21 protein-coding genes and 1 pseudogene are annotated in these 26044 nt (G+C 60.9%); 14 read left to right on the top strand and 8 right to left on the bottom strand.

Annotation, left to right across the window (positions count from 1 at the left end; translation table 11 throughout):
• Positions 1 to 66 precede the first annotated feature (66 nt).
• The 5 genes from BLW00_RS19350 to BLW00_RS19330 all read left to right on the top strand — a co-directional run bounded on the left by BLW00_RS19350 (position 67) and on the right by BLW00_RS19330 (position 4248).
• Complete coding sequence (locus BLW00_RS19350; RefSeq protein WP_092557331.1) at positions 67 to 582, top strand: HtaA domain-containing protein; 516 nt, start codon at positions 67 to 69, stop codon at positions 580 to 582.
• 125 nt (positions 583 to 707) lie between these two features.
• Positions 708 to 1784: a cytochrome P450 gene (locus tag BLW00_RS19345; RefSeq protein WP_175494415.1), complete on the top strand. Its 1077-nt coding sequence runs from the start codon at positions 708 to 710 to the stop codon at positions 1782 to 1784.
• Between the two features lie 11 nt (positions 1785 to 1795).
• Positions 1796 to 2989, top strand: a complete 1194-nt coding sequence (locus BLW00_RS19340; RefSeq protein WP_175494413.1) for an NAD(P)/FAD-dependent oxidoreductase — start codon at positions 1796 to 1798, stop codon at positions 2987 to 2989.
• Positions 2990 to 2993: 4 nt separating this feature from the next.
• Positions 2994 to 3200, top strand: coding sequence for a ferredoxin (locus BLW00_RS19335; protein WP_092557325.1), 207 nt, complete (start codon positions 2994 to 2996; stop codon positions 3198 to 3200).
• A gap of 4 nt (positions 3201 to 3204) precedes the next feature.
• The gene (locus BLW00_RS19330) at positions 3205 to 4248 is read left to right on the top strand and encodes a zinc-dependent alcohol dehydrogenase (RefSeq protein ID WP_175494411.1); all 1044 of its coding nucleotides are present in this window, start codon (positions 3205 to 3207) and stop codon (positions 4246 to 4248) included.
• A gap of 31 nt (positions 4249 to 4279) precedes the next feature.
• Here the strand turns inward: BLW00_RS19330 and BLW00_RS19325 are convergent, their stop codons facing one another.
• The 3 genes from BLW00_RS19325 to BLW00_RS19310 all read right to left on the bottom strand — a co-directional run bounded on the left by BLW00_RS19325 (position 4280) and on the right by BLW00_RS19310 (position 7790).
• A complete protein-coding gene (locus tag BLW00_RS19325) occupies positions 4280 to 4819 on the bottom strand; it encodes a TetR/AcrR family transcriptional regulator (RefSeq protein ID WP_092557321.1) in 540 nt (179 codons plus the stop codon).
• A gap of 154 nt (positions 4820 to 4973) precedes the next feature.
• A complete protein-coding gene (locus tag BLW00_RS19320; RefSeq protein ID WP_092557319.1) occupies positions 4974 to 5873 on the bottom strand; it encodes an SDR family NAD(P)-dependent oxidoreductase in 900 nt (299 codons plus the stop codon).
• Positions 5874 to 7184: 1311 nt separating this feature from the next.
• Complete coding sequence (locus BLW00_RS19310; RefSeq protein ID WP_175494409.1) at positions 7185 to 7790, bottom strand: TetR/AcrR family transcriptional regulator; 606 nt, start codon at positions 7788 to 7790, stop codon at positions 7185 to 7187.
• A 101-nt stretch (positions 7791 to 7891) separates the two neighbouring features.
• Between BLW00_RS19310 and BLW00_RS19305 the strand changes: the two genes are divergently transcribed.
• Together BLW00_RS19305 and BLW00_RS19300 are read left to right on the top strand one after the other, a co-directional pair.
• Positions 7892 to 9067, top strand: coding sequence for an FAD-dependent monooxygenase (locus BLW00_RS19305; protein ID WP_092557313.1), 1176 nt, complete (start codon positions 7892 to 7894; stop codon positions 9065 to 9067).
• 15 nt (positions 9068 to 9082) lie between these two features.
• Positions 9083 to 9820 (top strand): hypothetical protein, encoded by a 738-nt coding sequence (locus BLW00_RS19300; protein WP_139256805.1) that lies wholly within the window; start codon positions 9083 to 9085, stop codon positions 9818 to 9820.
• 580 nt (positions 9821 to 10400) lie between these two features.
• On the opposite strand, the gene BLW00_RS19295 is transcribed toward BLW00_RS19300, so the two are convergent.
• From BLW00_RS19295 to BLW00_RS19285, 3 genes are all read right to left on the bottom strand, one after another.
• Positions 10401 to 12713: a glycoside hydrolase family 2 TIM barrel-domain containing protein gene (locus BLW00_RS19295; RefSeq protein ID WP_281242434.1), complete on the bottom strand. Its 2313-nt coding sequence runs from the start codon at positions 12711 to 12713 to the stop codon at positions 10401 to 10403.
• A gap of 119 nt (positions 12714 to 12832) precedes the next feature.
• Entirely contained in the window at positions 12833 to 15055 is a 2223-nt protein-coding gene (locus BLW00_RS19290; protein ID WP_092557307.1) for a glycoside hydrolase family 3 protein, read from the bottom strand.
• A gap of 2 nt (positions 15056 to 15057) precedes the next feature.
• On the bottom strand, positions 15058 to 16107 hold the full coding sequence (locus BLW00_RS19285) for a Gfo/Idh/MocA family protein (protein ID WP_092557305.1): 1050 nt from the start codon (positions 16105 to 16107) through the stop codon (positions 15058 to 15060).
• Between the two features lie 109 nt (positions 16108 to 16216).
• Here BLW00_RS19285 and BLW00_RS19280 point away from each other — a divergent pair, with 109 nt between their 5' ends.
• The 5 genes from BLW00_RS19280 (at position 16217) to BLW00_RS19265 (ending at position 21921) form a co-directional block, all read left to right on the top strand.
• Positions 16217 to 16825, top strand: a complete 609-nt coding sequence (locus BLW00_RS19280) for a TetR/AcrR family transcriptional regulator (protein ID WP_092557303.1) — start codon at positions 16217 to 16219, stop codon at positions 16823 to 16825.
• A gap of 328 nt (positions 16826 to 17153) precedes the next feature.
• A complete protein-coding gene (locus tag BLW00_RS19275) occupies positions 17154 to 18479 on the top strand; it encodes an MFS transporter (protein ID WP_092557301.1) in 1326 nt (441 codons plus the stop codon).
• Between the two features lie 82 nt (positions 18480 to 18561).
• Entirely contained in the window at positions 18562 to 19056 is a 495-nt protein-coding gene (locus BLW00_RS24285; RefSeq protein ID WP_217634435.1) for a family 43 glycosylhydrolase, read from the top strand.
• The gene (locus tag BLW00_RS19270) at positions 19010 to 20008 is read left to right on the top strand and encodes a family 43 glycosylhydrolase (protein WP_322788350.1); all 999 of its coding nucleotides are present in this window, start codon (positions 19010 to 19012) and stop codon (positions 20006 to 20008) included. Before BLW00_RS24285 ends, BLW00_RS19270 begins: the two co-directional genes overlap by 47 nt.
• A gap of 62 nt (positions 20009 to 20070) precedes the next feature.
• Positions 20071 to 21921, top strand: a complete 1851-nt coding sequence (locus BLW00_RS19265) for a glycoside hydrolase family 3 C-terminal domain-containing protein (RefSeq protein WP_092557299.1) — start codon at positions 20071 to 20073, stop codon at positions 21919 to 21921.
• Here BLW00_RS19265 and BLW00_RS19260 read toward each other — a convergent pair.
• A complete protein-coding gene (locus BLW00_RS19260) occupies positions 21883 to 22854 on the bottom strand; it encodes an IS481 family transposase (protein WP_139256822.1) in 972 nt (323 codons plus the stop codon). The two genes, BLW00_RS19265 and BLW00_RS19260, sit on opposite strands and share 39 nt — an antisense overlap.
• A gap of 90 nt (positions 22855 to 22944) precedes the next feature.
• Here BLW00_RS19260 and BLW00_RS19255 point away from each other — a divergent pair.
• Positions 22945 to 23412, top strand: a pseudogene (locus tag BLW00_RS19255) (fibronectin type III-like domain-contianing protein); the annotation flags it as partial.
• Positions 23413 to 23489: 77 nt separating this feature from the next.
• The gene (locus BLW00_RS19250) at positions 23490 to 24704 is read left to right on the top strand and encodes a family 1 glycosylhydrolase (RefSeq protein ID WP_175494407.1); all 1215 of its coding nucleotides are present in this window, start codon (positions 23490 to 23492) and stop codon (positions 24702 to 24704) included.
• 602 nt (positions 24705 to 25306) lie between these two features.
• Here BLW00_RS19250 and BLW00_RS19245 read toward each other — a convergent pair.
• On the bottom strand, positions 25307 to 26032 hold the full coding sequence (locus BLW00_RS19245) for an IclR family transcriptional regulator (protein WP_092557293.1): 726 nt from the start codon (positions 26030 to 26032) through the stop codon (positions 25307 to 25309).
• Between the last annotated feature and the right edge of the window lie 12 nt (positions 26033 to 26044).

The raw sequence follows: 26044 nt of genomic DNA, 5'->3' as shown, positions 1-26044 counted from the left end.
TAACATCTACCTGTCGAGATAAGAAGTCGAGATCGATTGGCGATGAGGCCGGAAGGGGGCGTCTGAATGTCACAACGAGAGGCGATCCTCCTTTGGGCCGTGAAATCGTCCTTCTCCCGTTACATTGCACGCATGCCTGACGGCGTTATAGAGATTGCCGGCGAGGTCCGGCCGGTGGGGCATGGACGTTTCGCCTTCTCGGGTCAGTTGACGACTGCCGATGACACCATCGTGTGGCGCTCCACATCGGGAATTAGCTACCTGGGCCACGGCGGTCTGCTGGCGGTTCATCTGAACGAGCCTGGGATTGTCATCATCGGCGACACCGGCTCCTTCACGGTCGCCACGCCCGGTGTTCCGGACGCGCGCATAGCGATCGCCGATCTCCTCGTCGTCGCCCGCTCCGCCGGTGGATCGTTCTCGCTCGAGCCTCACCTGAGTCCCAACGGGGCGCGGATGTTCGGAAACCAGTATCCGGCCGGCCAGATCTTCGATCCAATGACCCTACTTCTTCAAGGCGACACCGATCCGGTGCCCTCCCCAATACAGATCCAGGATTTAAGAGAGGCTCCACAGACATGACACCCTACAAACTTCAGTCGAAGCAAAATCTGGTCAACTGGTCCGAGACGGCGAACGCTTACGCAGCGCTGCGTGAGGACTCCGACGTCGTCCGCGTGGACTTCCCCTTCGGCGGCGAAGGATGGATGACAACGACCTACGACCTCGTCAAAGACTTCTACACGGACCCCAATTACACCGTCGAGTTCTTCGGCGACGAAGACTTCCCGAGGATGCGCCAGACCGAGAAGAGTACGACCCTGACGCAGTCGTTCTTGTCGACGGACGGGGAGCACCACCAGACCAAGCGCGGTGTGCTCATGCGGCACCTCACGGTCAAGCGCGTGAACGCCCTCCGCCCGCGCACGCAGGAGTTCGTGAATCAGTGCCTCGACGACTTCGAGGCGCGCGGAAACCCTTCCGATATAACCTCCACGATCGGCAAGGTGCTGCCAATGCATGTCCTGTGCTCGATCCTGGGCATGCCGACAATTACAGACCCTGTGTTCATCGACGCGTGCTCAGCGATCGTGGATTCGCGGGTGACGAGCATGGAGGAGGTGTACGAGGCGTACTCCAAGATCACGCCGGTCTTCGTCGAGTTGTACGAACGCAAGAAGCGTGAGCCGGGAGAGGACCTGATGAGCGCCATGATCCAGGACACCGCAGAGGGCAAGTGGACCGAGGACGAGCTACGCGGAATGGGTATGACGTTGCTCACCGCCGCTCACGACGCCACCGGCGTGATGCTAAACAGTTGCATCGAATGGCTCTCATATGACGTCGCCACCTTCGAGCGGCTGAAGCGGGAGCCCGAGGCGCTCCCGCGAGCGTTCGAAGAGATGCTGCGCCTCCTGACGGTGGGCATCAGCTTCCCCCGCGCCCGCATGGCAAAAGAGGACGCGATCCTCGGCAACACGACCATCAAGCGAGGCGAGAGCGTCGGCGGCAGTCTCCTAGCCGCGAACACCGACCCGGCCGCTTTCCCCAATCCGCTGACCTTCGACATGGACCGTGTCGACCCGGCTCGGCACGTCACCTTCGGGCTGGGGCCGCACGCGTGCCCCGGAGCTCAGCTGGCCCGGATGGAGATCACGCTCGCACTCCAAGAGATCGTGAAACGGTACAGCCGATTCGAGAACGTGCTTCCGTCGGAGGGGTGGCGGGAGCGGGCCCTCTGCAAGGGTTCGGCCGAGGTCGTCGTCGAGTGGGGACGCAGCTGATGGGGTCGGTTATGCCCGCGGCCGATCACGTCGTCATCGTCGGGGCCTCCGGGGCCGGTGTCGGAACCGCACTCGACCTGCGTGCACACGGTCACGCCGGCCGCATCACCCTGATCGGAGCGGAAAGCCACCTCCCCTACGACCGTCCCCCATTGTCCAAAGGAGTGCTGAGCGGCACGCAGGAATTCGAGGACATCGCTCTGACAAGCCATGAGGAGCTCGCTGAAAAGGGGATCGTCTGCCGGTTGGGAGTGGCCGCGACCGCCCTCGATCTCGCCCAAAAGACGGTGCACTTGAGCGATGGGGAGGACATCGACTACGGCACGTTGGTCATCGCTACGGGCGCCTCGCCCAGGCGTTTGCCGCAGTTCGACGGCTACGGCAACGCGTTCGTCTTGAGGACTCTGAGTGATGCCGCCGAGCTGCGCAGGCGACTCACGCCGGGATCGCGTCTGGGAATCGTCGGCGGTGGCCTGATCGGCCTTGAAGTCGCAGCGAGCGCAGTGAACCTCGGTGTGACCGTCACGGTCATCGAGCCGACGGAGCAGCCCCTCGCCAATCGGATCACACCGGAGCTGTCGGCGTGGTTACTCGAGCAGCATCGCAGCAACGAGGTCAATCTGGTGCTCGGCGCATCGTGCACCGAGATCGTCGCCGATGGCAGGGAGATCACGGAACTGGTGGTCTCCGATGGGTCGCGAGTGCCGGTCGACGTGGTGTTGATTTCCATTGGAGCGAGTCCCAATGTCGAGTGGCTGGAGGGGAGCGGTGTGGAGATCACCAACGGTGTGGTCGTCGACGAATATCAGCAGGCCTGCGAGGACGTGTTCGCGGTCGGTGATGTCGCAAACGGCTTCCACCCCGGCTACCGGCGGCACATGCGCTTCGAGACCCGGGCGAACGCGACCGAGGGCGCGGCACATCTGGCGCTCACCCTCAGCGGCACGCGTTCTGCCTACGTGCCGGTCCCGTTCTTCTGGACCGATCAGTTTGGTTTCAAGCTGCAGTCATTCGGCATGATCGGGCCCGGAGACGAGTACGACCTGGCTTGGGGCGAGCTTGATTCGCGCAAGTGGGGACTCGTCGGTCGTCACAACGGTGAGATCACCGGGTTCTTGACCAGTGGGTTCGGCCCCCAGCTCGCGCAGCATCGTCGCGAGCTGGCAGATGCAATAGAGCGGACCGTCGTGTCCGGAGAGGCGTAGGAACATGCAGATACAGATCGACGAAAGTAGATGTATTTCAGCGGGGAGCTGCGTCATGGCCGGCCCCGACGTCTACGACCAGCGGGACGAGGATGGTGTGGTGGTCGTCCTTGACCATGATCCACAAGGCGTCGAATCGCGCCGGCAAGCCCGGGAGGGTGCCGCGGTGTGCCCGGCTCGGGTCATCACCATCATCAACGATGAAAGCTAAAGCCATGACATATTCGCAAAAAGCAGTGCTCGTCGGTGGCGATGCTCGCTACCAGGTGATCGATGCGCCGTTTCCCGAGCAGGCCGACGAGGGCACTGTGGTCGTCGAGATCTCTCGCGTGGGAGTCTGCGGCTCCGACGTGGCCGCGTTTAAGGACGGTAAGCCTTACACGCCGTATCTCTCGGGTCACGAGTGGGCAGGCAGGATCATCTCGGTGGGCAAAAACGTTACGTTGTTGAAGGCGGGGGACCGGGTTCTGAACTGCACCCCAAAGGCGTGCCAGGAATGCGACACCTGCGTCGCGGGCCACGGAGGACGATGTGAGCGCGCTCACCTGCTCTCAATGGGTACGCACCCGCATCAACCTCCGCACGGCGCTTACGCCAAGAGGATTCAGATCCCGGCCGAGAAGGTCATGCGGATCCCGGACGAACTCACCGATGAACAGGCTGCGATGGTAGAACCGGCCACGGTAGCACTTCATGGTGTGCGAAGGAAGCCCGTCGGCCTCGGAGACGTCGCCGTGGTACTCGGTGGCGGACCGGTCGGGCTGTTCGCCGTGCAGTTTCTGAAGCTCAGCGGCGCGAAGGTATTGCTCGTCGAGCCGGTGGACAGCCGTCGAGCCTTAGGAGACGCGCTTGGCGCTGACGGCTCGGTGCATCCGGATGACGCGGAGTCGGCGGTGGGAGCGTTCTCGAACGGTCTCGGCGCGGACCTAGTCGTGGACTGTGCTGGATTGGCAGCCACCCTCGAGGCTGGACCTCTACTCTCCCGCTCGGGCGGCACTGTGGTGCTAGTTAGCACTCCACTCAAACCCGTGACCATCAATCCCGGGATCTGGCTGGGGCGCGAGGTCAGCCTCATGGCATCGTTGGCGCACCTCAACCCGGAATTCTACGTCACTATCGAGCTGATGATCAGCGGTCGATTGCAGACGGCGCCCCTCATCGACAAGACCGTAGGACTGGGCGGACTTCAGGATGCGTTGGCCCAGCTCGCTTCCGGCGGGGCGGTGAAGATCCTAATCGACCCCAGCCTTGAGAGCTGAGCGCTCAGCGACAACGCCTGCGGGTGAGTTGCTAGTCGCGCGACACTCGTACAGCAGTTATGAAGAACGGTTCCAGCAACTGCTCTGAGTACTGTTCGGTGATCTCCTGCCGGTTGAGTACGCGGTACAGCAAGGCGCCGAGGATCATTTCGGTCATGGTCGCGGTCGACATCGCGTCGGAGATTTGGCCGGCGGCGACCCCCAAATCCAGCCGCGCGATCAGGGCTGACTCAGTCGCGCGGGTCACGTCCGCATAGCGGGCCGCGACCTCGGGATGTTCGGCGGCGGCTGCGACGCCGGCCCTAGTCAAGGCGGCGGACAGGGGCGATCGGCTCTCCGTGGCAAATTCGTCGATCCACTGCGCGATATCCGCACGGCAATCCTGCGTCTGAGGTACGACGAATCCCAGTGGGAGGACGTCCCCGCGCAGGATGCACTCCGCTATTAGCGCGCTCTTCGACGAGTACCAGCGGTAGATGGTCTGTTTTCCGACTCCGGCAGCCGCGGCGATGCGGTCGATCGAGAGGCGGTCGTAGCCTTCCGCAGCGAGTTCGCCGCGCGTGGCCTTCATGATCGCGTTCCGCGCGCGTTCGGAGCGCTGGGCTCCAGGACCTCGTGCAGACACCGGTCCATCATCTCGCAGTTTCGGCCCTCACGGCGCGGGCGGCCACCGGCGGGACGCGAGTGAACCCGCCTCCCGCCCGGCGTGCCGAAGGTGCGCCGGGCTAGGCGAGGAGGTGTGACGGAACCTTGGCATCGAGCTCGTCCAGAGTCCACAGGGAGCGAAGGTCGCCGTTCTTGGTAATGCTTGGCCCGTCCTCTGTGCCAGTCCAGCGCGTGACCTCGGAACCTTTAACGCTGAATACTTGGCCGGTGACGTCGGAGGCGGCGTCAGTGCACAGCCAAGTGAGCATAGGGGCGATGAACTCAGCCGGCGGCAGGTAGAACGCGCTGAACTGGTCCTCAGGAACGCCCTGGGCGCGAAGGGCGTCATCCATGTGACTCTTGTACGCGTCGAACGTGCGTGTGCCTGCTGCAGGCGCGTAGCAGTTGAAGGTCAGACCGGAACCCTTGTACTGATTCGCCAGGTCATGACAGAGGCCGATGCCACCGCTCATTGCGATCGCGCCGAGGGGGTTCGCTTGCGTTCCGCGAGCGATCTCGGAAGTCGCGAACAGCATCCGCCCCCAGCCTCGTTCGGCCATCGCGGGCACGGCAGCACGGGCCAGGAAGAATTTCTGGCCGACGTAGAGCTTGAGCAGTTGTAGCCAGGCATCATCTGTGGCCTGCAGGCCGGCCAGGGTGTTTTGCAGTAGCGCACCGGCGTTGGCGACGACGATGTCGCAGGAGCCGAACTCCGCGACAGCGGTTGAGACCGCGCTGTCGCAACCCTCGGATTCGGCGACCGAATCATAGTTCGCAACGGCCGATCCTCCCGCTGCGACGATTTCGGCGACAGTGAGGTCGGCAGCCGCGGAGCTGCGGCCCTGGCCTCCGACATCGGTACCAAGGTCGTTGACCACGACACTTGCGCCTTGCGCTGCCAAGCTCAGGGCGAGTTGCTTCCCGATTCCGTTGCCGCTGCCTGTTACGAGGGCAACTCTGCCCGTCAGACGATCACTCATTGTCAGCTCCTAACTGGAGAGCCGCTGAAGCGGCCCGTGGAAATTGGATTTCGGACACACTCCTCGATGCAGGCCGATGTCTCGTCGGCAGCGATGGGTGGGCCCGCACTTCAATTATGTCATTAGCGAGACTGCTTGTCTCGCTAATCTTCTCGATAGAGACGACCAAGGGCAGCACCGACCTTGACGACGGTGCCCGCAACACCGTGCCCAAGCAGGATGAGGGAGACTTTCTGTCGAAGAATCATGTTGAACTCCCCGGCGTGCACCTTCTCGCCCCGTTGTTCAGGATTGCCGTGGGCTTGGCATTTTCGTGCTCACTGAAAGTGGCGCGCTAGGCATCCTCTTCGTGGGCCAGCCGTGCATGGCGTCGGCGGAATACGTGCTCCCGCTGGTGGTCTTGATGCCCACGGTCGTCGCGGAGATCTCTTACCTTTTGTGGTTCGAAACAACAAGCACCGCCCGACGGCAACCCAATAGATTTGACTGAGCGGGTGGACTCTTCCTCCACTCGGAAAGTTGTCACTAGACCGACACCGGTGATGCGACCGGGTGAACCCTGCACGGTCGGGTAGACGCGGTTGCAACAACAGGTCCTTGTCGGAAGATTTTGGAGAATGCCACGGCGCGTCCGGTGGGCTTACAGTCGACGCTGCGACTGCTCTGCACACATTCTCTAGCCGCCGAACCGTTGGCGACCTTATGTGCGGGCTAGTCGGAGACACCTGCACAGGCCCGCCAGGTTGACTGCCTAGGCGGCACAACTTGGGTTCCCCCAAGCTCGGCGAGGCCGCGGACGGCTTCTGCATGCTCGACATCGCGAGACCTGTGGGCGGATCTTCGGGATGGGGTGAATGTCAAATGCCGGCGGACCCGTGGATCCCGTGCAAACCTCATCGTCGTTGCATTCGAGTTACTGATCCAGCCAGTTCGATTGGGAGTCGAAGTGACATGTAAGCCAAGTCGAGTCATTCGACACCCGAGCGGACTGTCTAGGGTTGTCGACGCTGAATCGAGCAGCGCCACACGCAGGGCGTCTCTGTGCGCGACACTGACGGTCTCCGTGTTTGGGTCTTGCCTCGATCGTCGCTGCGGACAGCGTCGCGACACCTTTGGCGATTGGACACGCCGTGGGTCCCGCACGCCGAGGCCCTTGCTGTCACAATCTTCCGTACTATCGCACACCTGAATACATCGAACCGCTCAAAGTGCGGTTCTCGGCGGACGTGAGCGGTGAGCCCGCGCTGCGATCGATTCCGTGGCCAATTGAATCCGTAGTGGTTTTCTGCTGGGCGGCCTCGGGATGGGTAATCAGGTCTGTACCGCTCGGAGAATGAAGGCAGTCGCCTCCGAGACGGCCTGAGCCGTGCGGGCGGGGTCCAGTGCCATCTGCCGCACCGCAGCGGCCATCACCCCGCTGATGAATGCCAGCTCGAGGCTGGCGCTCGAGCTGGCGCGGAATTCTCCGGTACGAACGCCCTGCTCGAGCACGAGCGTGATGTGCGACTGTACTGCGTTGATCGAGTCGACCGCGATTGCCTGATCTTTGACCTCGAGGGACCCCACCTGTGCCTGCAGCACGAACACTCGGTGCGTGCCTTTGGTGAACGAGGTGAGCAGAAAGGCGATCACATTGGTGAGTCGTTCCGCTGCGGAAAGATGACAAGCCTGGGCGAGGGCTTCAACTTGCTGCTCAATCTGGTCGGTCGAGCGTCGAACCGCGGCTAACAAGAGGGACGCCTTGTCGGGCGCGTAGTTGTAGATAGTATTGCGGGCCACGCCGGCTCGTGCGGCCACATCAGTAAGGGTGATGCGGTCGTACTCCCGCTCATCCAACAGTTCGTCTAACGCATCGAGCAGCGAGCCCCGCACCAGCTGGCGGTGGTCGGCAAGATTCCCAGCCATAATTTTCGGCATGCCCCCAGTATTCACCAGCTTCCAGCAATCTCCCATCTTTTATAGGACGACCCGTCGTAATCTTTGCGACAAGACGTCGTAAACAGAGAAGGGGAAACTGGATGAGTGCGAAAAAGAAGGTTCTCGTGGTCGGTCTCGGCATCGCTGGCATGGCCGCGGCCGTCCGGTTGCACGGCATCGGCTGGGAGCCGCTGATCGTCGAGCGGGCACCGGCGCGTCGCGCAGGAGGCTACTTCATCGGACTCTTCGCTGAGGGTCGGGAAGCGGCGGAACGGCTCGGAGTGCTCGACTCGATCACGCGTGAGAACCCCGTCGGGAGCCGAACCTGGGAGGTTGGCTCCGACGGCGGCCGGATGCGCAGCGTCGGGTTCCTCGACCAGCCTGGAGAGCCGCGTGGAGTACTGCGAGGAGACATCGAGGCAGCTTTGTGGGATCGGGTGCGGGATGTAATCGCGGTTCGCTTCGCAACCTCACCGGAGGCGATTAACTCGCTCCCAGACTATGCGCGGGTCGCGCTACGAGACTTGGCGACAGGCGAGGTAAGAGAGGAATCGTTCGACCTCGTCATCGGTGCAGACGGTCTGCGTTCCTCGGTCAGGGAGCAAGCATTCGGGCCAAACGAGAAATACATGAGACCGTTCAACGCCATCGTCTGTGCATTCGCTCTGAACGAGCAGGTGCCGAATCTTGCCGACCGCGACGGTATCGTGCTGGCTGAACCGGGGCGTTCGCTGTGGGTGTTCCCGTTCGGCGACCGGCCACCGACTGCACTGCTGACCTACCGCACGAAGAACGAGAACGCGGAGTTCGACCGCCCTCCAATCGAGACCCTCCGCGAGCGGTACGCCGGGGTGGACGGCGACGGTGCGATCGGTCATGTTCTCGAGGAACTCGAGAACGCACCGGACTTTCTGTTCGACTCCGTTCATCAGGTGAAGATGGACACCTGGCACGACAACCGGGTCGTGCTTGTGGGCGATTCGGCGTGGTGCCTCACGCTGTACTCCGGTATGGGTGCGACCGCTGGACTCCTGGGAGCCGACGCGCTCGGTGCTGCTCTCGAAAAGCATCCGGAATCGATTAATGCTGCGTTGACCGAATGGGAGGAGGGGCTGCGCCCCTTCATAAAGAAGCACCAATTCGCGGCTCAAATTAAGAGCCAGGTGTTCGTACCCTCGAACGTCGCACTGGCGCGGGTTCGTCGCTCGGTAATGCGAAAGCAGGGGAAGAAGCGACGTATCGAACTCGAAGATTCGACGATGGCTCCTGCAGCCTGAACTGAGCAGGGCAGCATGAGAACTCCAGGCGTACGGCGCTGGATGGGTTTGTCGGCGCTCGCGGTCGCGCTATTCTTGACCATCGAGGTGGCTGCAAAGCTCACGACCGGACGCCGCCCGGACCTTGACGATTCGGAGGCGCTGGTCTCCCATGTACAGGAGACCAGCGGGCCGATCTTTCTCGTCATCTTCGCGGACACATTCCTGATGGCCTCCCTCATTGTTTTCTTGGCGTGCTTCCGTCAGCTGGTCACTACGGCGCGGCCGGAGTTGCAGTGGATCGCCGACATCTTCTTTGGCGCTGGCATCGCGTTCGTCTCGGTAACTCTCGTCGGAGATGCGATGGATGGTGGGGCCGCGCTGGACGTAATCGGCCTCGAACCCGATCCGTCTGCCATTCGTGCATTGATCGAGGGCCATGCGATATTGTTCGGATCTGCGGGCGCGGTGCTGCTCGCTCTGGTGTCCGGTACCGGGGCGTTGCTCACATTTGCATCCGGCGTCGTTCCGCGCTGGACGGGAACGCTCGCTGTCCTCACGTCGCTGTCTAACCTGGCCTGGGCGCCGATGGGATTCACTGGAACATCTCCGGACAGCTTTTTCGCGTCGGGCGGATTCGGCAACGCCATGCTTGCCGTTTTCCCGTGGTTGCTCTGGGTAATTTGTGTGGGTGTCGCCACCATTCGCGGACGACGCTCCGGTAGGAGCCTGTCAGGAGCGCCTCGGGGCATCGGGGAGACGGCTCTCGGCTGACGTCGCGGCTCACCTTTGAGTTGGGTGTTTGTGGTCTTCGGCCAGGACACTCGAGGTTCCTCTCATGACTATCCGGTCGACCTCGACAAGTAGCCAGGCCGCGTCGTGTTTTGGCGGCTAGCGCGAGTAATGGTAGTTACACAGGGGGCAACGAAACCTGGTTCTGCGCGACCACCGTTCAGGCAATCCTGATTATTTGGCCTTCGCCGAATCTTGGTCTCGCGAGCAGTTGGAGAGAGATGGTCGCGTCAGATGCCGGTAGACGGTGACGGTGCTGAGTCGGCCGGGGGATCGGTCTGCTCAAACTAGTCGACTCAAGATCCGGGAGGTTCGTTTCTGTTGGGAGCATGCCAGCTCGGCTCCGCCCGACACCCAGCCGGCTCTCGACGTGATGCGTCTCCGAGACTTTCTCCAGATGCCCATTTTCAGACTCGCGTGAAACTCCATCCCTTCACAGTCCGGCAGACCTCAAGGCGGCCCTGCCCGCACCCAGTATCATGCAACTCTGCGGAACCATGGGGGTCGGATGCCGTGCAAAACTGCCGATGTGGAGTTCAACTCGCTTATGGAGAGGTCGCGATCACTCATGAGACGTCACCGTGATACTGCGCGACGCTAGCCCTTCGGCGCTCACAGTGATGACGATCGTGCCTGCGCCTGTGGGGCGCACGACGGCTTGAGAGCGGCCGTCAAATGTGGTGTGTGATGAGTCAAGGTAGGACTCGATTGTCTTCGGGTTGGCGCTACCCAAGGCAATGAGTTCTCCTGGTCCATCCACGACCACCTCAACCTTCCGATCCGATTCGGGCCAGGGCACGCCGTTGCCATCCACCAGGATGATATTTACGTAGGCCAGATCGTCCGGAGTTGCTCGGATTTCGGCCCGTTCGGCTTCGACCGCGAGGGCAACCTCCCCGACGGCGGACCGCAGGATTGATCGTCCCGTCTCGATGCCTCCGGAAGATGCGACGGCGCGGAGCTCTCCGACCCCATAAGGAACGTCGAACCTGGCAACAAATCCGTGAGCCAATCCCGCTGGAACAGATCCTAGAGACGTTCCGTTCAAAAACAGTTCCACAGTCTCGGCGTCGCTATAGACGTCGACGGACACTATCGTTCCTGGATCGCACGACCAAGTCCATGAAGAGATGCTGTCAGTCCAAGACCACGGTCCAGCGGAGGGTAGAAGTCCGTCGGCTCGCGGCCGCAGCACCGCGATGTATGGCTGGGCTCGCAGGCCAAACACGATCTCCCTGAAATAAGACGATGGGCGCCGGTGACCGGTGATGTCAATGTCTCCGCACCATGCCAGTTGCCAGGGGAATGCTCCTGACGTGCCTGCCAGTGCTCCACCTTCTTTTGTGTACTCGACCCGGCCGATTCCTGCTTCGCCCAGGTAGTCCCATCCAGTCCATGTGAACTCGCCGACGATGTGATCGTTGGCCAGGATCGTGGGCCAAGCATCCTGGACGCGCGTCGAGAAAGTCTCGGTGCCGATGATGACGCGGTGTGGAAATGTGCTGCCATCAGAAACATACCGGCTATCGCCATAATTCAAGCCAGCAGCGTCAACTGCCCCGAAGCTCTCCTCAGTACGCGCCGTGACCAAGTCGGAGGTGACCAGCGCGTCCATCAAGGACCCCATTTCGGCCATCGTTTCGTTTACGTCACGGTTGGCGTCGCCGTGGCCGGCGAGTGCGGGTAGCTCTTTTACGACTGAGACGAGAGGGTTGATGCCGTTGGTCGTAAAGCGTGACGGATCGAGAGACCGCACTTTGTCCGCCAAGAGTCGGCCTTGCCGAGCGCCATGTGTGCGTCCGGTTTCAGGAATCTCGTTACCGATCGAATAAAACACTACGGAGGGGTGGTTGAAATCCTTTGCAACCATCGATTCGATGTCGCGCTCCCACCACTCTGGAAAGGCGAGTGAGTAGTCGAACGCGGATTTTGCTTCTGCCCACATATCGAACGCCTCGTCCAGTACCACCATGCCTAATCTGTCGCAGGCGTCGAGAAGGTCTGGACTCAATGGATTGTGCGCGCTGCGAATGGCATTGAAGCCAGCGGATTTGAGGATCTCAATGCGTCGTTCTTCGGCACGTGCGATGGAGCGCGCTCCCAGGACACCGTTGTCGTGATGGATGCAGGCGCCGCGCAGTTTCACCGTGTCGCCGTTGATTCGAAGACCGTGCCGCGAATCGAGCTGAAGAGTTCTGACACCGAACGTGGTGGAGACGGAGTCATTCTCGGGACCTTCGCCTATCGAGACTTCAGCTCGATAGAGGGCGGGGCTATCAATGCTCCAGCGTTCTGGTGCTGCGATCCAAATTCGCTTCCTCGCAACTCCCGACTCACCGGCGATCAACGTGATTGGCACCTGGTCGGTTGCGATGATTTCGCCGCGAGGATTACGGATCGCGACATGGCAGGTTGTGGTTTGAGTGTGTGACGACTCGTTGACGATCGTGGTTGCCACTTCCACGAGGGTGCCAGCGTCATCAATATCAGGGGTGCATACCCGCACTCCATCGACCGCTATGTGGATCCGTGGTCCTGTGAGTAAGTGAACGCTTCTGTGGACTCCGAGTCCCGAGTACCATCTCGAATCCCGGTGGGCTCGTGCCTCGATTCGAAGTTCATTCGAGTCCCCGAGTCGCAGAAATGGGTCGAGGTTCACTACGAACCGTGAGTAGCCGGCAGGGCGCTGTGCTGCGAAATGGTCATTGACGTAAACCATGGCGTCGCGGTAGACCCCATCGAGGACTAAATAGTGAACATTTGCCGCTTCTTCCGTGTCGAGATTAAGCTCTCGCGTGTACTCGACCGCGCCGCCTGGAAAATAGCCGCTGTGTTCAGCTGACGCGGCTTGAGCGCTTCGGGGGAGGGACACCATCGCATCATGTGGCAGGGTCACCCCGACCGGCGGTGCGATGGTTGGGTTCATCCCATCGAACAATCCCCGCTTCGGGGAAACGAACCAATGCGTGTTCAAGGATACAGATCGCATAATATTTAGCCCTCGACCTCTTGTGAGTTCGCGGTTGCGAGGAGGACTTGGAACTTGTCTACGTCAAGTGCCTCACCCAGCAATCCAATAACGGAGTGGAGTGGGCTTGGCGAGATCATCTGCACCACATTTCCACCCACGGCCGGGTTGTCGGTAGGTCCGAAAGCTGTGGTGAGTGCGTTAGCGATAGCACTCTTGGTCACCGGGTTCGCTAGCAGTTCGCCAATTGTCGAGTGCATAGTCAGCTCGACGAATACAAAGTCGCCTTCGACGAGGACCGTTGATTGGGCTCGGATATCGCGGCTGGACGCTCCGACGGAGACGATATATTCGCCGCTCTCTAGCGTCCACCTATCGCCTCGCACGTCCCAATAAGCGAGATCCCCGCGGCGAAGAAGCACCTGTACGGCTTTGGATTCGCCTACTTCGAGGAACACATTGTCAAACGCTTTGAGTTCTTGGGCGGGACGCGTAACTTCGGAATCCGAGACGGATACGTAGAACTGGGGGACCTCACGCCCTGCCTGGTCACCTGTGTTGGTGACTACCACCGTGGCGGTTATGCCTTCATCGGTGACCGCGAGTTGGAGTTCGGAGTAAGCGAAGGTTGTATAGGACAATCCGTGGCCGAATGGGTACTCGACATCCATTTTTCGTGTGTCGTACCAACGGTACCCAACCAGAAGGCCCTCTCCGTATAGGGCGTGCCCATGCTCGCCAGGAAAGGCGCCGAATGCTGGCGTGTCTTCGAGCCGCAGGGGAACAGTTTCCGACAGCCGTCCAGACGGACTCGTGATCCCAAAGATGACATCTGCGATTGCTCTGCCGATTCCTTGACCTAGTAGCGCACCATCGAGGATCGCCGGGATCGGGCCCAACGTTCCAACTCGGACTGCCCCACCCCGGGCGAGAACAACGATTGTGTTGCTGTTGGCGTCAAGTACGGCCCGGGCTAGCGCAATCTGATCTGCGGGGAGTTCGAGGTCTTTGCGATCGATCCCTTCGGATTCCAGCGGTGCGGCGAGGAATAGCACTGCTACCTCGGCCTCGCGCGCTGCCTCGACTGCTTCCTCAATCAACTCGCCGCTCGAGATGCTGTCCCCGCTGGCGTAGCCCTCAGCGAAAACGATTGAATCAATACCACCGATTCGTCGGATCTCGTCCAGCGGGCTATCGACGCGCTTGGCATTGACGAAGGAACTGCCGCCGCCCTGGAAACGAGGTGTTCTCGCAGCTTCACCGATTACGGCAATCGACTGGCCCGGAGTTAGGGGGAGGAGACCGTTGTTGTTTCGCAGCAACACGATGCTCTGCGTCGCCGCGTCACGCGCGAGCGCGTGATTCGCGTCGAAGTCGACTGCGTTCTCGCGACCCACATTGAGTCGCGCCTTCCGAGCAAGGGCTGTGACCCGTTCCGCGATTCTGTCCAGGACTGCCGAACTGAGCGAACCGTCCATCGCGGCGTCTAGTAGCTTGTCGTCGCTACCCTCGGCGGCGGGCATTTCTAGGTCGAGTCCGGCGCGAGCGGCCGCGACCCGATCAGAGACCGCGCCCCAATCGCTGACGACCACGCCGTCGAACTTCCAGTCATCTCGAAGTACCCGTGTGAGCAGGAATGCGCTCTCAGACGCGGGAATGTTGTTGACTCGGTTGTATGAGCACATGACGGTCCAGGGCTTTGAAACCTCAACCACTCGCTGGAATGCGCGCAGGTAAACCTCCCGCAGAGTGCGGGGGTCGATGTCGGAGCTTATTCGGTGCCGATCGCTCTCCTGATTATTCGCTGCGAAGTGCTTGAGGGATGCCCCAACACCCTCGCTCTGGATCCCGTCAACCCAAGCGCTACCAAGCACTCCAGTAAGGATTGGGTCCTCCGAGAAGTACTCAAAGTTGCGTCCGCCTAGTGGGTGTCGCTTGATGTTGATACCTGGGCCGAGCAGGACATGGACGCCGAGCGCTCGTGCTTCTCGCCCGAGCGCTGCGCCGACCTGCCTGACCAGATCGCTGTTCCAACATTGACTCAGTCCCGCGGCAGGGGGGAAGCAGGTTGCGGGGACGCTCATGGAGACTCCGAGATGATCGACAGCGTCCCCCTGTTTGCGAACTCCGTGCGGGCCATCGGTGAGGTAGACGGAAGGGATGCCCCGGAGGGCTTTGGTGGACCAGAAGTCTGCGCCACTGCCGAGGCTGGCCTTCTCCGCGAGTGTGAGTGAGGGTGTGGTTGTCATTGTTAGTCCTCTCGAGAGACTGGTGGGGTGGAGTAGCAACGCGGATTCATGCCGGCCGCTTGGTAGATTTCGTCGATCGTTCGCATTTGACGCACGGCGGCGGGTGCATCAGTGATATTTGGCCCGCCGCGGAGCGCTGCGTCGCGGAAAGCCGTCAACTGTGCGACGTAAGTAGACGTGCGGGCTGGACGGACCGACCACCGGTGACTTTTGGATGTGAACTTGATGAGGCCCGCAGTTTGCGGGTGGTAGGGCATACGAACACGCAACGTTCCCAGCGAGCCGGTGATGGTCAGCGAAGGGAACGCAGGCCTTGGGGGCCACAGCGAACAGGCGACCTGGCCGCGCACGCCGCCGGCGAACTCCAGGCGTGCGGTGAGAGAGGAATCTATGCCCTGCCGGTCGCGCGCGCGTGCCTGGGCCACCTTTGCCTCGCCAAACAAGTCGCGTAAGAGCCTGACTGGGTAGTAACCGACGTCGAGCAGTCCGCCGCCTCCGAGATCGGCATTCCAGCGGATATCTGTTCCGGGTGGGATGGCAACCGCGAAGTTCGCATGTGCACTCACTACCTCGCCGAGGGTGCCGGCGGACAGGTATTGCCGAAGTTGTCCCATCATGGGGTGATGGCCCGTGTGGTAGGCCTCCATCACTACGAATTCGCTCTTGGCGGCGATTGATGCGACTTTTTCGGCTTGGACTGCGTTAGCAGTGAACGGCTTTTCGCATAGCACATGCTTCCCTGCTGCGATCGCGGCGAGCGTCCACTCGGCATGCGCGGAGGCCGGGAGGGGAATGTAAACGGCATCAATGTCAGGGTCCCTCAGGAGGGCGGAGTAGTTGTCGTGGACGCGACCGATGTTGTGATCTCGCGCAAAACGGGATGCACGGTCCCGGTTTCGCGCCGCAATAGCGGATATCTCGACAGCCGGCGTCGAGAGTGCGGGGTCAATGAGCGCGATCTTCGTGATTCGCGCCGCCCCGAGTATGCCAATTCGTAGTGATTGTACGGTGGGATCCTCGTTGGTCGCGCCGACATCGTTTCGTGGCACCATCGCCGGAACTCCTGTGTTAAAAAAACAAACCAGCACACAGTTTGTTTTGAACGGGTGCTGAAACCATACCTCGATCGGTATCTCTTGGCAAGACAGATATCATCTAGCCATGCGTCCGAATAGCAAGTACCCCAAGGGTGTCGCCAAACAGGCCGAGTTGGTTGATGTTGCGTTGCAGGTGGTAGCGGAGCACGGGTACAACGGCGCGACGATCGGCGAGGTCGCTGAAGCAGCAAACCTCAGTAGGGCTGGGTTGCTGCATCACTTTCACAAGAAGGAAGAGCTCTTCGCTGAGGTTCTTCGGAGGCGCGACGACCTCGTCACGGATGCATGGGTTCAACAGCGAGAGTCGCCATCGGTTGACCCCGCGGAGTTTATCGCGAACCTTATTCGCGAGAACGCAAAGGTTCCAGGGCTGGTGCAGCTCTTTGCTCGGCTCTCGGCGGAGGCGACCGACCCAGCTAACCCCGCACACGAGTTTTTCGCGGACAGGTATCAGCAGAACAAGGCTGCTTCATCTGCCCTGCTCGCAGACATGCAATCAAGCGGGCGACTCGCCGCGACCTTAGATCCTGATAAATTCGCGGTTATTCTCGCCGCATTGCAAGATGGTTTGCAGATCCGCTGGCTGTATGACCCGAGTATAGATATGGCTGAACTGATCGGTGACTTCTTTGAGGCTATTGCTATTCAGCCGAACCAAGGCGGACGGGACTGACTCGACACTGAAGGCTGATGCGCGACCGTGGCGATCACAATACTCGGTCCTCCCCGTACCAGACGAGTCGCAACTCGGCGATGGCGCCTGTCCTTGAGTGTGGCCGGGCGGCTGCTCTTCGCCAACACTTCGGCGATGCGCGAGCGTCCTACGGTCACCAATCGGTGAACGTGTGCGTCCGCTCCGCGTGACGAACGAGCAACTCGATCTCTGAACAAATGCCACTTGCGCCAAGAAACCGACTCAAGTATGGTTTCTCACCAAGCGGAAACCGCCACTGCGTCGGTTTGTGTCATCTCATCCCGCACTACTCGAGAAAGAAGCGGCAATGGAGCCCACCCAACGACCGAACAGGTCATCTGAACCCATCACCCCGTTGACCTCTTCCATTCCGGCCGGGCCTGGAGAGGCGATGAAGATGGGCCAACAGACCAAAGAGAAACTTCCAAGAGAGCTTCGCCCTCTGTTCCGCTTTGCCCCCTTCGTTGCCGCGGTTCCATTTCTGGCATTCAGCGCGACGAACTACTTCGCGGCAGTTCAGGCGCAGCAGATCGACGACGCCGGAAAGGTAGGCGCGCTCGCGACAATTAGCGCCATTTCCGCCTTTGCTGCAATGCTTGCGATGCCCCTCGCCGGCGTTCTAACTGACCGGACTCGAACTCGATTCGGCGCTCGCAGGCCCTGGATTCTGGTGGGTGCTGTCATTGGCTCGGTGGCCATGATTACAGCCGGTCTAGCTCCCTCGATCGCGGCGCTCACCATTGCAGTAGTTTTTGTACAGTTCGGATTCAACGCCATGGGCGCGCCCTTCACGGCAATTCTCCCTGACCGGGTGCCCGTTAGGTTCAGGGGTCGCTACTCGACTCTCGTCGGACTGGGGACTTTGCTTGCAGGCGTCCTCGGAGGAATCATCGGATCCTTCTTCGTGAAGAACATCCCCCTTGGATATACGTCTATAGCGGGTGCCGTACTTCTGCTCACCATCTGGTTCGTCGTCGCGGTCAAGGACCGAGACAATCGTGGAGAACACCGGCAGCCCTTTAACGTGCTCGCGTTCCTCAAAGCCTTCTGGGTCAGCCCGATCAAACATCCCGACTTCTTCTGGGGGTTTCTGGGAAGGTTCCTTCTGTTTGGCGGATTCAGCCTCCTCAACACCTACTCCCTCTACATACTTCAGGACTACATCGGCGTCCCGGTCGAAGAGTCGTTGCAACTGGCTCCTCTCCTCGGGCTCGCTACACTGCCTACGATCCTGATCTCCACGGCCATTTCTGGTCCGCTCTCAGACCGAATCGGACGTCGAAAGCCACTCGTGCTCGCAGGCGGCCTTGTCATCGCCCTCGCCGCGCTAGTGCCGATCTTGATGCCATCCGTGCCGGGGATGATCGTCTCCGCTGTGTTCGTCGGACTTGGATTTGGAACGTTCATCGCGGTCGACCAAGCCCTAATCAGCTCGGTGTTGCCGGACAAGGAGAGATTCGGAACAGACCTCGGAGTGCTCAACATCGCGTCGACCCTGCCCGGAGTCATCGGTCCAGCAGTCGCTGGAGTCATCGTGCTTGTGTTCGGTGGGTATCTCGCGATTTACGTCGCTGTGGTTGTCATCGCCCTGCTCGGAGCCCTAGCAGTCATGCCGATCAAGAGCGTGCGCTAGAGCCCAATCCAATTGACATCCACGTCGCTGAGCTGCGCACCCTCATCTTCCCGTGCGTCACCGCGAATAAGGAGCCGCGATCTTGACCCACCTCGCCGTCAATCCGTTCCTCCCCGACTGGGAATACATACCCGACGGAGAACCTCGAATTTTTAACGACCGCGTCTACCTCTTCGGGTCTCACGACCGGTTCGGGGGACGTAAGTACTGTATGAACGACTATGTTGTCTGGTCGGCTCCGCTCACGGATCTCGGCAATTGGACGTCGCATGGGGTGGCATACCGAAAAGACCAAGATCCGGGGAACCCCAAAGGCAAGATCGCCCTCTGGGCACCCGACGTGGTCCAGGGCGGCGACGGCCGCTTCTACCTCTACTACGGGATGCAGTTCGTGCCACGCATCTCCGTCGCCGTCGCGGATGCTCCCCAAGGGCCATACCAGTTCCTGGGGCATGTCTCCGACCAGAGTGGATCACCACTCGGATCGATCGCCGGGCAGCCGTTCCCCTTCGATCCTGGGGTGCTTGTAGATGATGATGGACCAGGTATACCTCTACTTTGGGTTCGCGCCAAATAATCCCATTACCTCGCGGGTCGCGGATAAGCACAAACTCGAACACAAGGGCGCTTACGTTGTCGCTCTAGAAGACGACATGACAACGATCTCGGCGGGGCCGAGGCTCATAGTCCCTATGGCAGGTACGAGCGAGGGGACCGGATTCGAGGGGCACGAGTTCTTCGAAGCCTCATCGATTCGTAAGATCGGCGACACGTATTACTTCGTCTATTCATCTATCCACGGTCACGAACTGTGCTATGCGACCAGCAGCCACCCCGCAGAGGGGTACCGGTTTGCAGGCGTGCTGATCAGTAACGGCGATATCGGCCTTGACGGTCGCGCTCCGAAGGACGCTCTGAACTACACCTCAAATAATCACGGTGGTTTAGTCGAGATCGCCGGCCAGTGGTACATCTTCTATCACAGGCACACGCATCGTGACCAGGTCAGCCGCCAGGCAGCCGCAGAACCAATCGACATCGACGAGAACGGTCGCTTCACCCAGGCGGAGATGACCAGTTCGGGGCTTCACAACGGACCACTGCCGGGAGTCGGAAAATACGCAGCACGGATCGCGTGCGTACTGCAGTCCGCGGCCGGCGCAAAGCCAGTTCCCTACCTGAGCTTGTTCCGAAGCCACAGTGCACATCCCTACTTCACCCAAACCGGACGGGATCGCGAAGGCAATGGTGATCAGTACATCGCCAACCTGCGCGACGGCGCCGTGGCGGGGTTCAAGTACTTCGACCTCAAAGACACCCGTTCTATCGAGATCGACACTCGAGGCGGTTCTGGTGACCTACAGATCAGCACCGAGCTCAACGGCGTCCCCCTCGCCAGCGTCCGGGTTTCCGACTCGTCAGGACGAAGCCTCGCAGAGCTCCCGCCGGGACTCAGCGAGTCGTCTGCCTTGTACTTCCGATACCGCGGAAAGGGAGCAGTGGACTTTCATGCGTTCACCCTTGGCTGAAGTGTCACCCCGAACAGTGGATCCGAACAAGTCGAGATAACAAGCTGGAACAGGAGACTCAGATGCCCAGCACAATCGAGGTAGAAGCGTCCGCCGCCGTCGCGCAACTTGCTCTTTCAGAAAAGGCATCGCTTGGAGGTGGGTCATCTTTCTGGGAGTCAAGCGCGGCGCGTGGAGTACCTTCGTTTGTCATGTCTGACGGGCCACACGGGCTCCGTAGACAAGAGGGTTCGGCAGCAGATCATTTGGGCCTAGGTGCTAGCTCCCCGGCGACATGTTTCCCTCCGGCTGTCGGCTTGGGGCAAAGCTGGGACGGTGAGCTGATGGAGCGCGTCGGAGCGGCACTAGCTCGGGAATCGCAAGACCAGGGAGTGGACGTGCTTCTCGGTCCCGGAATCAACATTAAGAGGGACCCTCGTTGCGGCCGCAACTTCGAGTACCTCAGTGAAGACCCATTCCTGACCAGTCATCTGGCAACCCCATGGGTCAACGGGCTCCAAGGGGGCGGTGTCGGCGCATCCCTGAAGCACTTCGCTGCTAACAACGCTGAATTCGACCGTATGCGTCTGAGTTCAGACGTCGCAGATCGTCCCCTCCGCGAGATTTATCTGCGCGCGTTCGAACGAGTTATCCGAGACGCGCACCCGTGGACGGTGATGTGCTCATACAACCGCATCAACGGAGTCCTAGCCTCGCAGAACAAGTTCCTGCTTACAGATGTTCTCCGCCGAGACTGGGGATTCCAAGGCGCCGTCATAAGCGATTGGGGTGCCGTCGGCGATCGTGTAGCCGCGGTCGCAGCTGGCCTCGACCTTCAAATGCCAGGCGACACCGGATTCTTCAACGCGAGCGTGGTAGATGCAGTTTTGAACGGCACACTCGACGAAAGGGACGTCGATCGCGCGGCGACCGCAGTTGCCCGAACTGCTTTACTCGCGCGGTACCACCGGCGAGACGTTTCGGTCGACTACACAGTTCATCACGCACTCGCGCGTGAAGCTGCGACCCGCAGCATCGCACTCCTGAAGAACGATGGAGCGCTTCTACCGCTCGACCGCAGTGGACGCATCGCTGTCATCGGCGCTTTCGCTGTTGAGCCTCGGTATCAAGGCGGCGGTAGCTCGCACGTCCGAGTCACTGACCTTGACATTCCGCTGACCGAGATTCGAGCTGCCGCTCCTCAGGCGACTGTCGAACATGCAGTTGGCTTCACTACCGACGGATCAGGTGGCTCCGACGCTCTGTGCTCCGAGGCAGTGGAGCGAGCAAGGAACTCCGATGTCGCGGTAGTTTTCCTTGGACTGGCAGAATCTAACGAGTCCGAAGGGTTCGATCGCGACACCATCGATCTGCCAGTGGAACAGCTGGCCGTTCTCGAAGCCGTTGTCGCGGTACAACCAAATACAGTCGTTGTCCTTTCGGCCGGCGGCGTCCTACATCTTGCACCCGTGCATGCTCTCGTGCCCGCGATCCTCTCCGGCGGTCTCCTCGGGCATGGCTGCGGAGCTGCTATCGCCAACGTGCTGTTCGGCGCGGTAAATCCATCGGGACGTCTCACCGAGACCATCCCGCTCCGTGTGCAAGATGCTCCCAGCTACCTAAATTTTCCGGGTGAACACTCGCGGGCGGTGTACGGAGAAGGCACATTTGTCGGCTACCGAGGATACGACGCTCGGGAGCAGGAGGTGCTCTACCCCTTCGGATATGGGCTCTCCTACACAACGTTTGCCTTTGAAGATCTCGCAGTCGAGCCCGGCAACGACGGGTTGGCTGTCAAGGTGTCGATTCGCAACACCGGAAGCACCGCAGGACGAGAGATCGTCCAAATCTATGCATCAAAAGTCGATTCAGCTGTATCCCGTGCACCCCGCGAACTAGTTGTAGTTCCCTGTGAGGTTGTGAACGCGGGCTGATGGGGTTTGGCCGCCGATGCCGGTGTGGGGTCGGTGGTGATTGTAGTGATGAAGCCAGGTGTCGTAGGTGGCGGCTCTGGCTTCGTCGCTGGTGTAGGTCGCGGCGTAGGCCCATTCGGTGGCGAGGGTGCGGTTGAAGCGTTCGACTTTCCCGTTGGTCTGTGGTCGGTAGGGGCGGGTGAATTGGTGGCGGACCGGGCCGAGCGCCGCCGCAAGATCTCGTGACCGATAGGCGGACCCGTTGTCGGTCATCACGGCTTGAACGCGGATGCCGGCGTCGGCGAAGAACACGCTTGCTCGCTGCCAGAAACCGATCACGGTTTCCTTGCGCTCATCGGTGTGGATTTCGGAGTAGGCCAGCCGGGAGTGATCATCGATCGCGTGATGCAGGAACGCGTAGCCGCGGCCGTTCCGGCCGTGACCATCGTTGTTTCGGGCGCCGGCCTGCCGGCCGAGCATGCGGTGCCCACCGCCATCGGGGATGCGGCCGAGTTTCTTGATGTCCATGTGGATCAACTCGCCCGGCTGGGTTTTCTCGTAGCGCACCGGAGCTGGGCGGCGGACCGGTAGCCCGGTGGCTCGATCGAGATGGTGCAGGAGTGGCATCCCGTGACGGGCCAGGATCCGCCCGACCGTGGAGCGGGGAACACCGAGGTGGTATCCGATTCGGTGAGGCCCCCATCGGCGGGTGAATCGCAGTGCCAGGATCCGGCGTTCCAGCTGGTCCGATGACCGGGTCGGGGATGTCCTCGGGCGGGAGCTGCGATCGGTCATCGGTTCTGCCACCAGGTATCGGGCGGCCCATTTCGCGGCGGTCGCGGGCGAGACCTGGAATCGTTCCGCCGCGCGACGGACGGACCAGCCGTCATCGACGATCAGAACAGCGAGACGACGACGCCCTTCGGGCGTCAAAGGAGCATTAGCGTGAGTCACGAAGACCTCCGGTTGCATGATGCGAGTGTGGTAACCCACATCCTGCCCGGAGGTCTTCGCTAACTCACCCGACCACAACGTCCCGAGGAACTACAACTAGTCGGTGTGGGAATTGTCGATCTAGAACCAGGCGCGACGTCCACCGTCACCGTCAGTGTGCATCGACGAGATCTGGCCTACTGGGACGATCGACTTGACCGCTGGGTCGTGGAGGGCGGCAAGTACCGCCTCTATGCAGCGAAGTCCAGCCGAGAACTCGAGCTCGAATGTGAGGTGCAGATCAGCGGAGACGCCCTCGTCGCGGATTTCACGCCAGATTCCACCGTCGCCGAGTTGATGTCGCACCCTTCAGCGGCATTAATCGCAACTGCAGCTTTCGAAGGGCTAATGCCCTCTGCGGACGCTGGAGCAGAACTAGGAATGGACGTGATGAAGATGGTCGCTTCGATGCCTCTAAACCGTTTAATCGCTGGCGGACCTGAAGCAACTCTTCAAATCGACGCTCTCCTCCTAGCCGTCAACTCAGCCGTCGCTGCTCAAGAAGTCGAGGTCGCCTAGTACCCAAGAATGTCGGTCCGTCCCTTGAGGACCTAAGGGCGGCCCCCCGCCCTCCTCCAACTAAACGAAGGATTCCCATGTCACACTTTCCATCCGGCTTTCTCTGGGGAGCGTCAACGTCTCCACACCAGACCGAGGGCAACAATGTCAACAGCGACTGGTGGGCTCGCGAAGGCTTGATTCCCGGCATGGAGCCAAGTGGCGACGCCGACGACAGCTACCACCGCTTCAGTGAGGACATGAGACTTCTGGCAGAAGCTGGACTGACCAGCTATCGTTTCGGGATCGAATGGGCCCGAATCGAACCCCGCCCAGGTCACATCTCTCTGGCTGAGCTTGCGCACTACCGACGGATGATCGAAACGGCGCGAGAGCTCGGCATTACTCCAGTGGTGACGCTGCACCACTTCAGCAGCCCTCGCTGGTTCGCCGAACGCGGAGGGTGGACGTCCGCCGATGCTCCCGCACGGTTTGCAGCCTTCACAGCCGCAGCCGCGCCGATCCTAGACGACGTTGAGTGGGTGGCCACCATCAACGAACCGAACATGCTCGCGATGATGATCACCATGGAAGCCGCGTACGCGAAAGGTCAGAAAACAGAATGGCAGAGCCCGACCGTCGAAGGCGACTCCGTTAATCAAGAGGGTGTCGTTGCGCTTCTTACTCCAGACATCCGTTACGCAGTGCCTCTCGTTGATGCCCACCATGCCGCTCGCGATGTCCTCCGCCAGAGGACTGACGCGAAGGTCGGCTGGACCGTGGCCAATCAAGCCTTCACCGCGGCTCCGGGCGGAGAAGCCCGACTAGAGGTAGTTCGCCACGAATGGGAAGACTATTACCTAAACGCGACAGCGGGGGATGACTTCGTCGGAGTACAGTCCTACTCCTCGCAAGAAGTTGACGCAGACGGATTAGTTCCACACCCGCCACACCCGGACAACACACTTGTAGGTTCCGCCTATCGACCCGATGCTCTCGGAATGGCCGTTCGACATACGTGGGCGCGCACAGGCCTCCCGATTCTCGTTACCGAGAACGGCATCGCGACCGACGCTGACGAGCGGCGCATCGAGTACACACGTGAGGCGCTCGGACACTTGTCGGCGGCGATCAATGATGGGGTAGACGTTCGCGGCTACCTTCATTGGAGTCTGCTCGACAACTATGAGTGGGGGCACTGGGGACCCACATTTGGGCTCATCGCGGTGGACCGACGAACGTTCAAACGAACCCCAAAACCTAGCTTGAAGTGGCTTGGACGTATCGCGACGGAAAACACATTGGACCGATAGTTTGGGCATAAGTGTCGGCAACGTTCAAGAAGCAACCCAATGCGACGGGCGCATAGGCCACCGGGTTGTTTTGTAGTCTGCCAAATGTTGAGTGCTGATGACCGGGAGGCTTTCGGCTGCTCGGCCGCGGAGTCGGTAGCTGTCGCGTTTCAGTGCGAAGACTTCGGCGAGGTGGACGATGCGGTCGATCGTGGAAGCGGGTCGTCGAGTCCTTCGCCCATTCCGCTGAATAGCCGGTCGAGGCAAGGGTGGGCGAGGCGTGTTCGTAACGGAACGACACGAGTCGGAGAACAGGTTCGCGGCGTCTTGTTCGAATGTGGCAAGCCTGAGTACAGAGACGATCATTAGTCCGTAACGTCGGAGCCTCTCCTGTTCGACCAGCGTTCGCCCGGCCCGGCGGGCGTCGATGCAATCGATAGCAACCCATGCATGGAGATCGACACGACATGTCGCTACCTCAAGGCAAGCTACGCGGTTATGCGATCGGGCGCTCAAGAACTGGGAGGTCTCGTGCTTTACAACGTTGCGGCGCGAGGAGTATCTCGCTGGGTGTTTTTCCACTCGGGCGTTCCTCCTGTTCACTCGGGTGTTCCTCCCGGCTATCAGAGCGCTGCGCAGTCGAGCAGAGCTGTGATGTAGGCGTCCTCGTTCGAGCGGAAACGCTCGGCGGGTGCCGTCAGCGAGAGGGCGGCCCGCACGCGGCCGTCGAGCCACACCGGTGCGCTGATCGAGCAGACCCCAGGGCGCAGTTCCTCGCGGTCGTGCGCGATCCCGGTGGCCGCGATCCGTTCGAGTTCGACGTCGAGCTCGAATCGGTTGCGCGGCGTGTTCGGGGTGAGCGGCGTGTAGTCGTAGCCGGACAGCACCCAGTCGCGGAGGTCTGTGTCGGCGTGGGTGAGCATCACCCGGGCACCGACGCGAGCGTGGATGTCCTCCGAATAGCCCACGACGAGGCCCGAGACGCGCACGGCGTGGTCGCCCTCGACCACGGCGATGACGCGGATGCGGTCACCCCTCCATGCGGTGAGGTAGCAGGACTCTCCCGTTCGCCGGGCCAGCTCGGAGAGCGCGTGCCGTAACTCGGCCGGTGGTCGCAGTTGCCGCGCGACACCCTCGCTGATCCGCTCGCTGGCATTGCCGAGTTCGTAGCGTCGAGCGCTGTCCTTCCGCAGCAGGCCCTCCTGCACGAGCGTGGTCAGCAGGTGATGGGCCGTCGGCGTCGTCAGGTCGAATCGCGCCGCGATCTCTGCCGCTTGCACGCCGCCGTTGTCCGCGACGAAGAGCAGTATTCGGGCTGCGCGCTCGACGGACTGGATTGTCGTCACCATAGATCCTCCTGA

The sequence above is a fragment of the Herbiconiux ginsengi genome, assembly GCF_900107435.1.
Classification (GTDB): Bacteria; Actinomycetota; Actinomycetes; order Actinomycetales; family Microbacteriaceae; genus Herbiconiux; species Herbiconiux ginsengi.
Note: the sequence above shows the minus strand (reverse complement) of the source record. Positions and strands in the feature narration are given on the sequence as shown.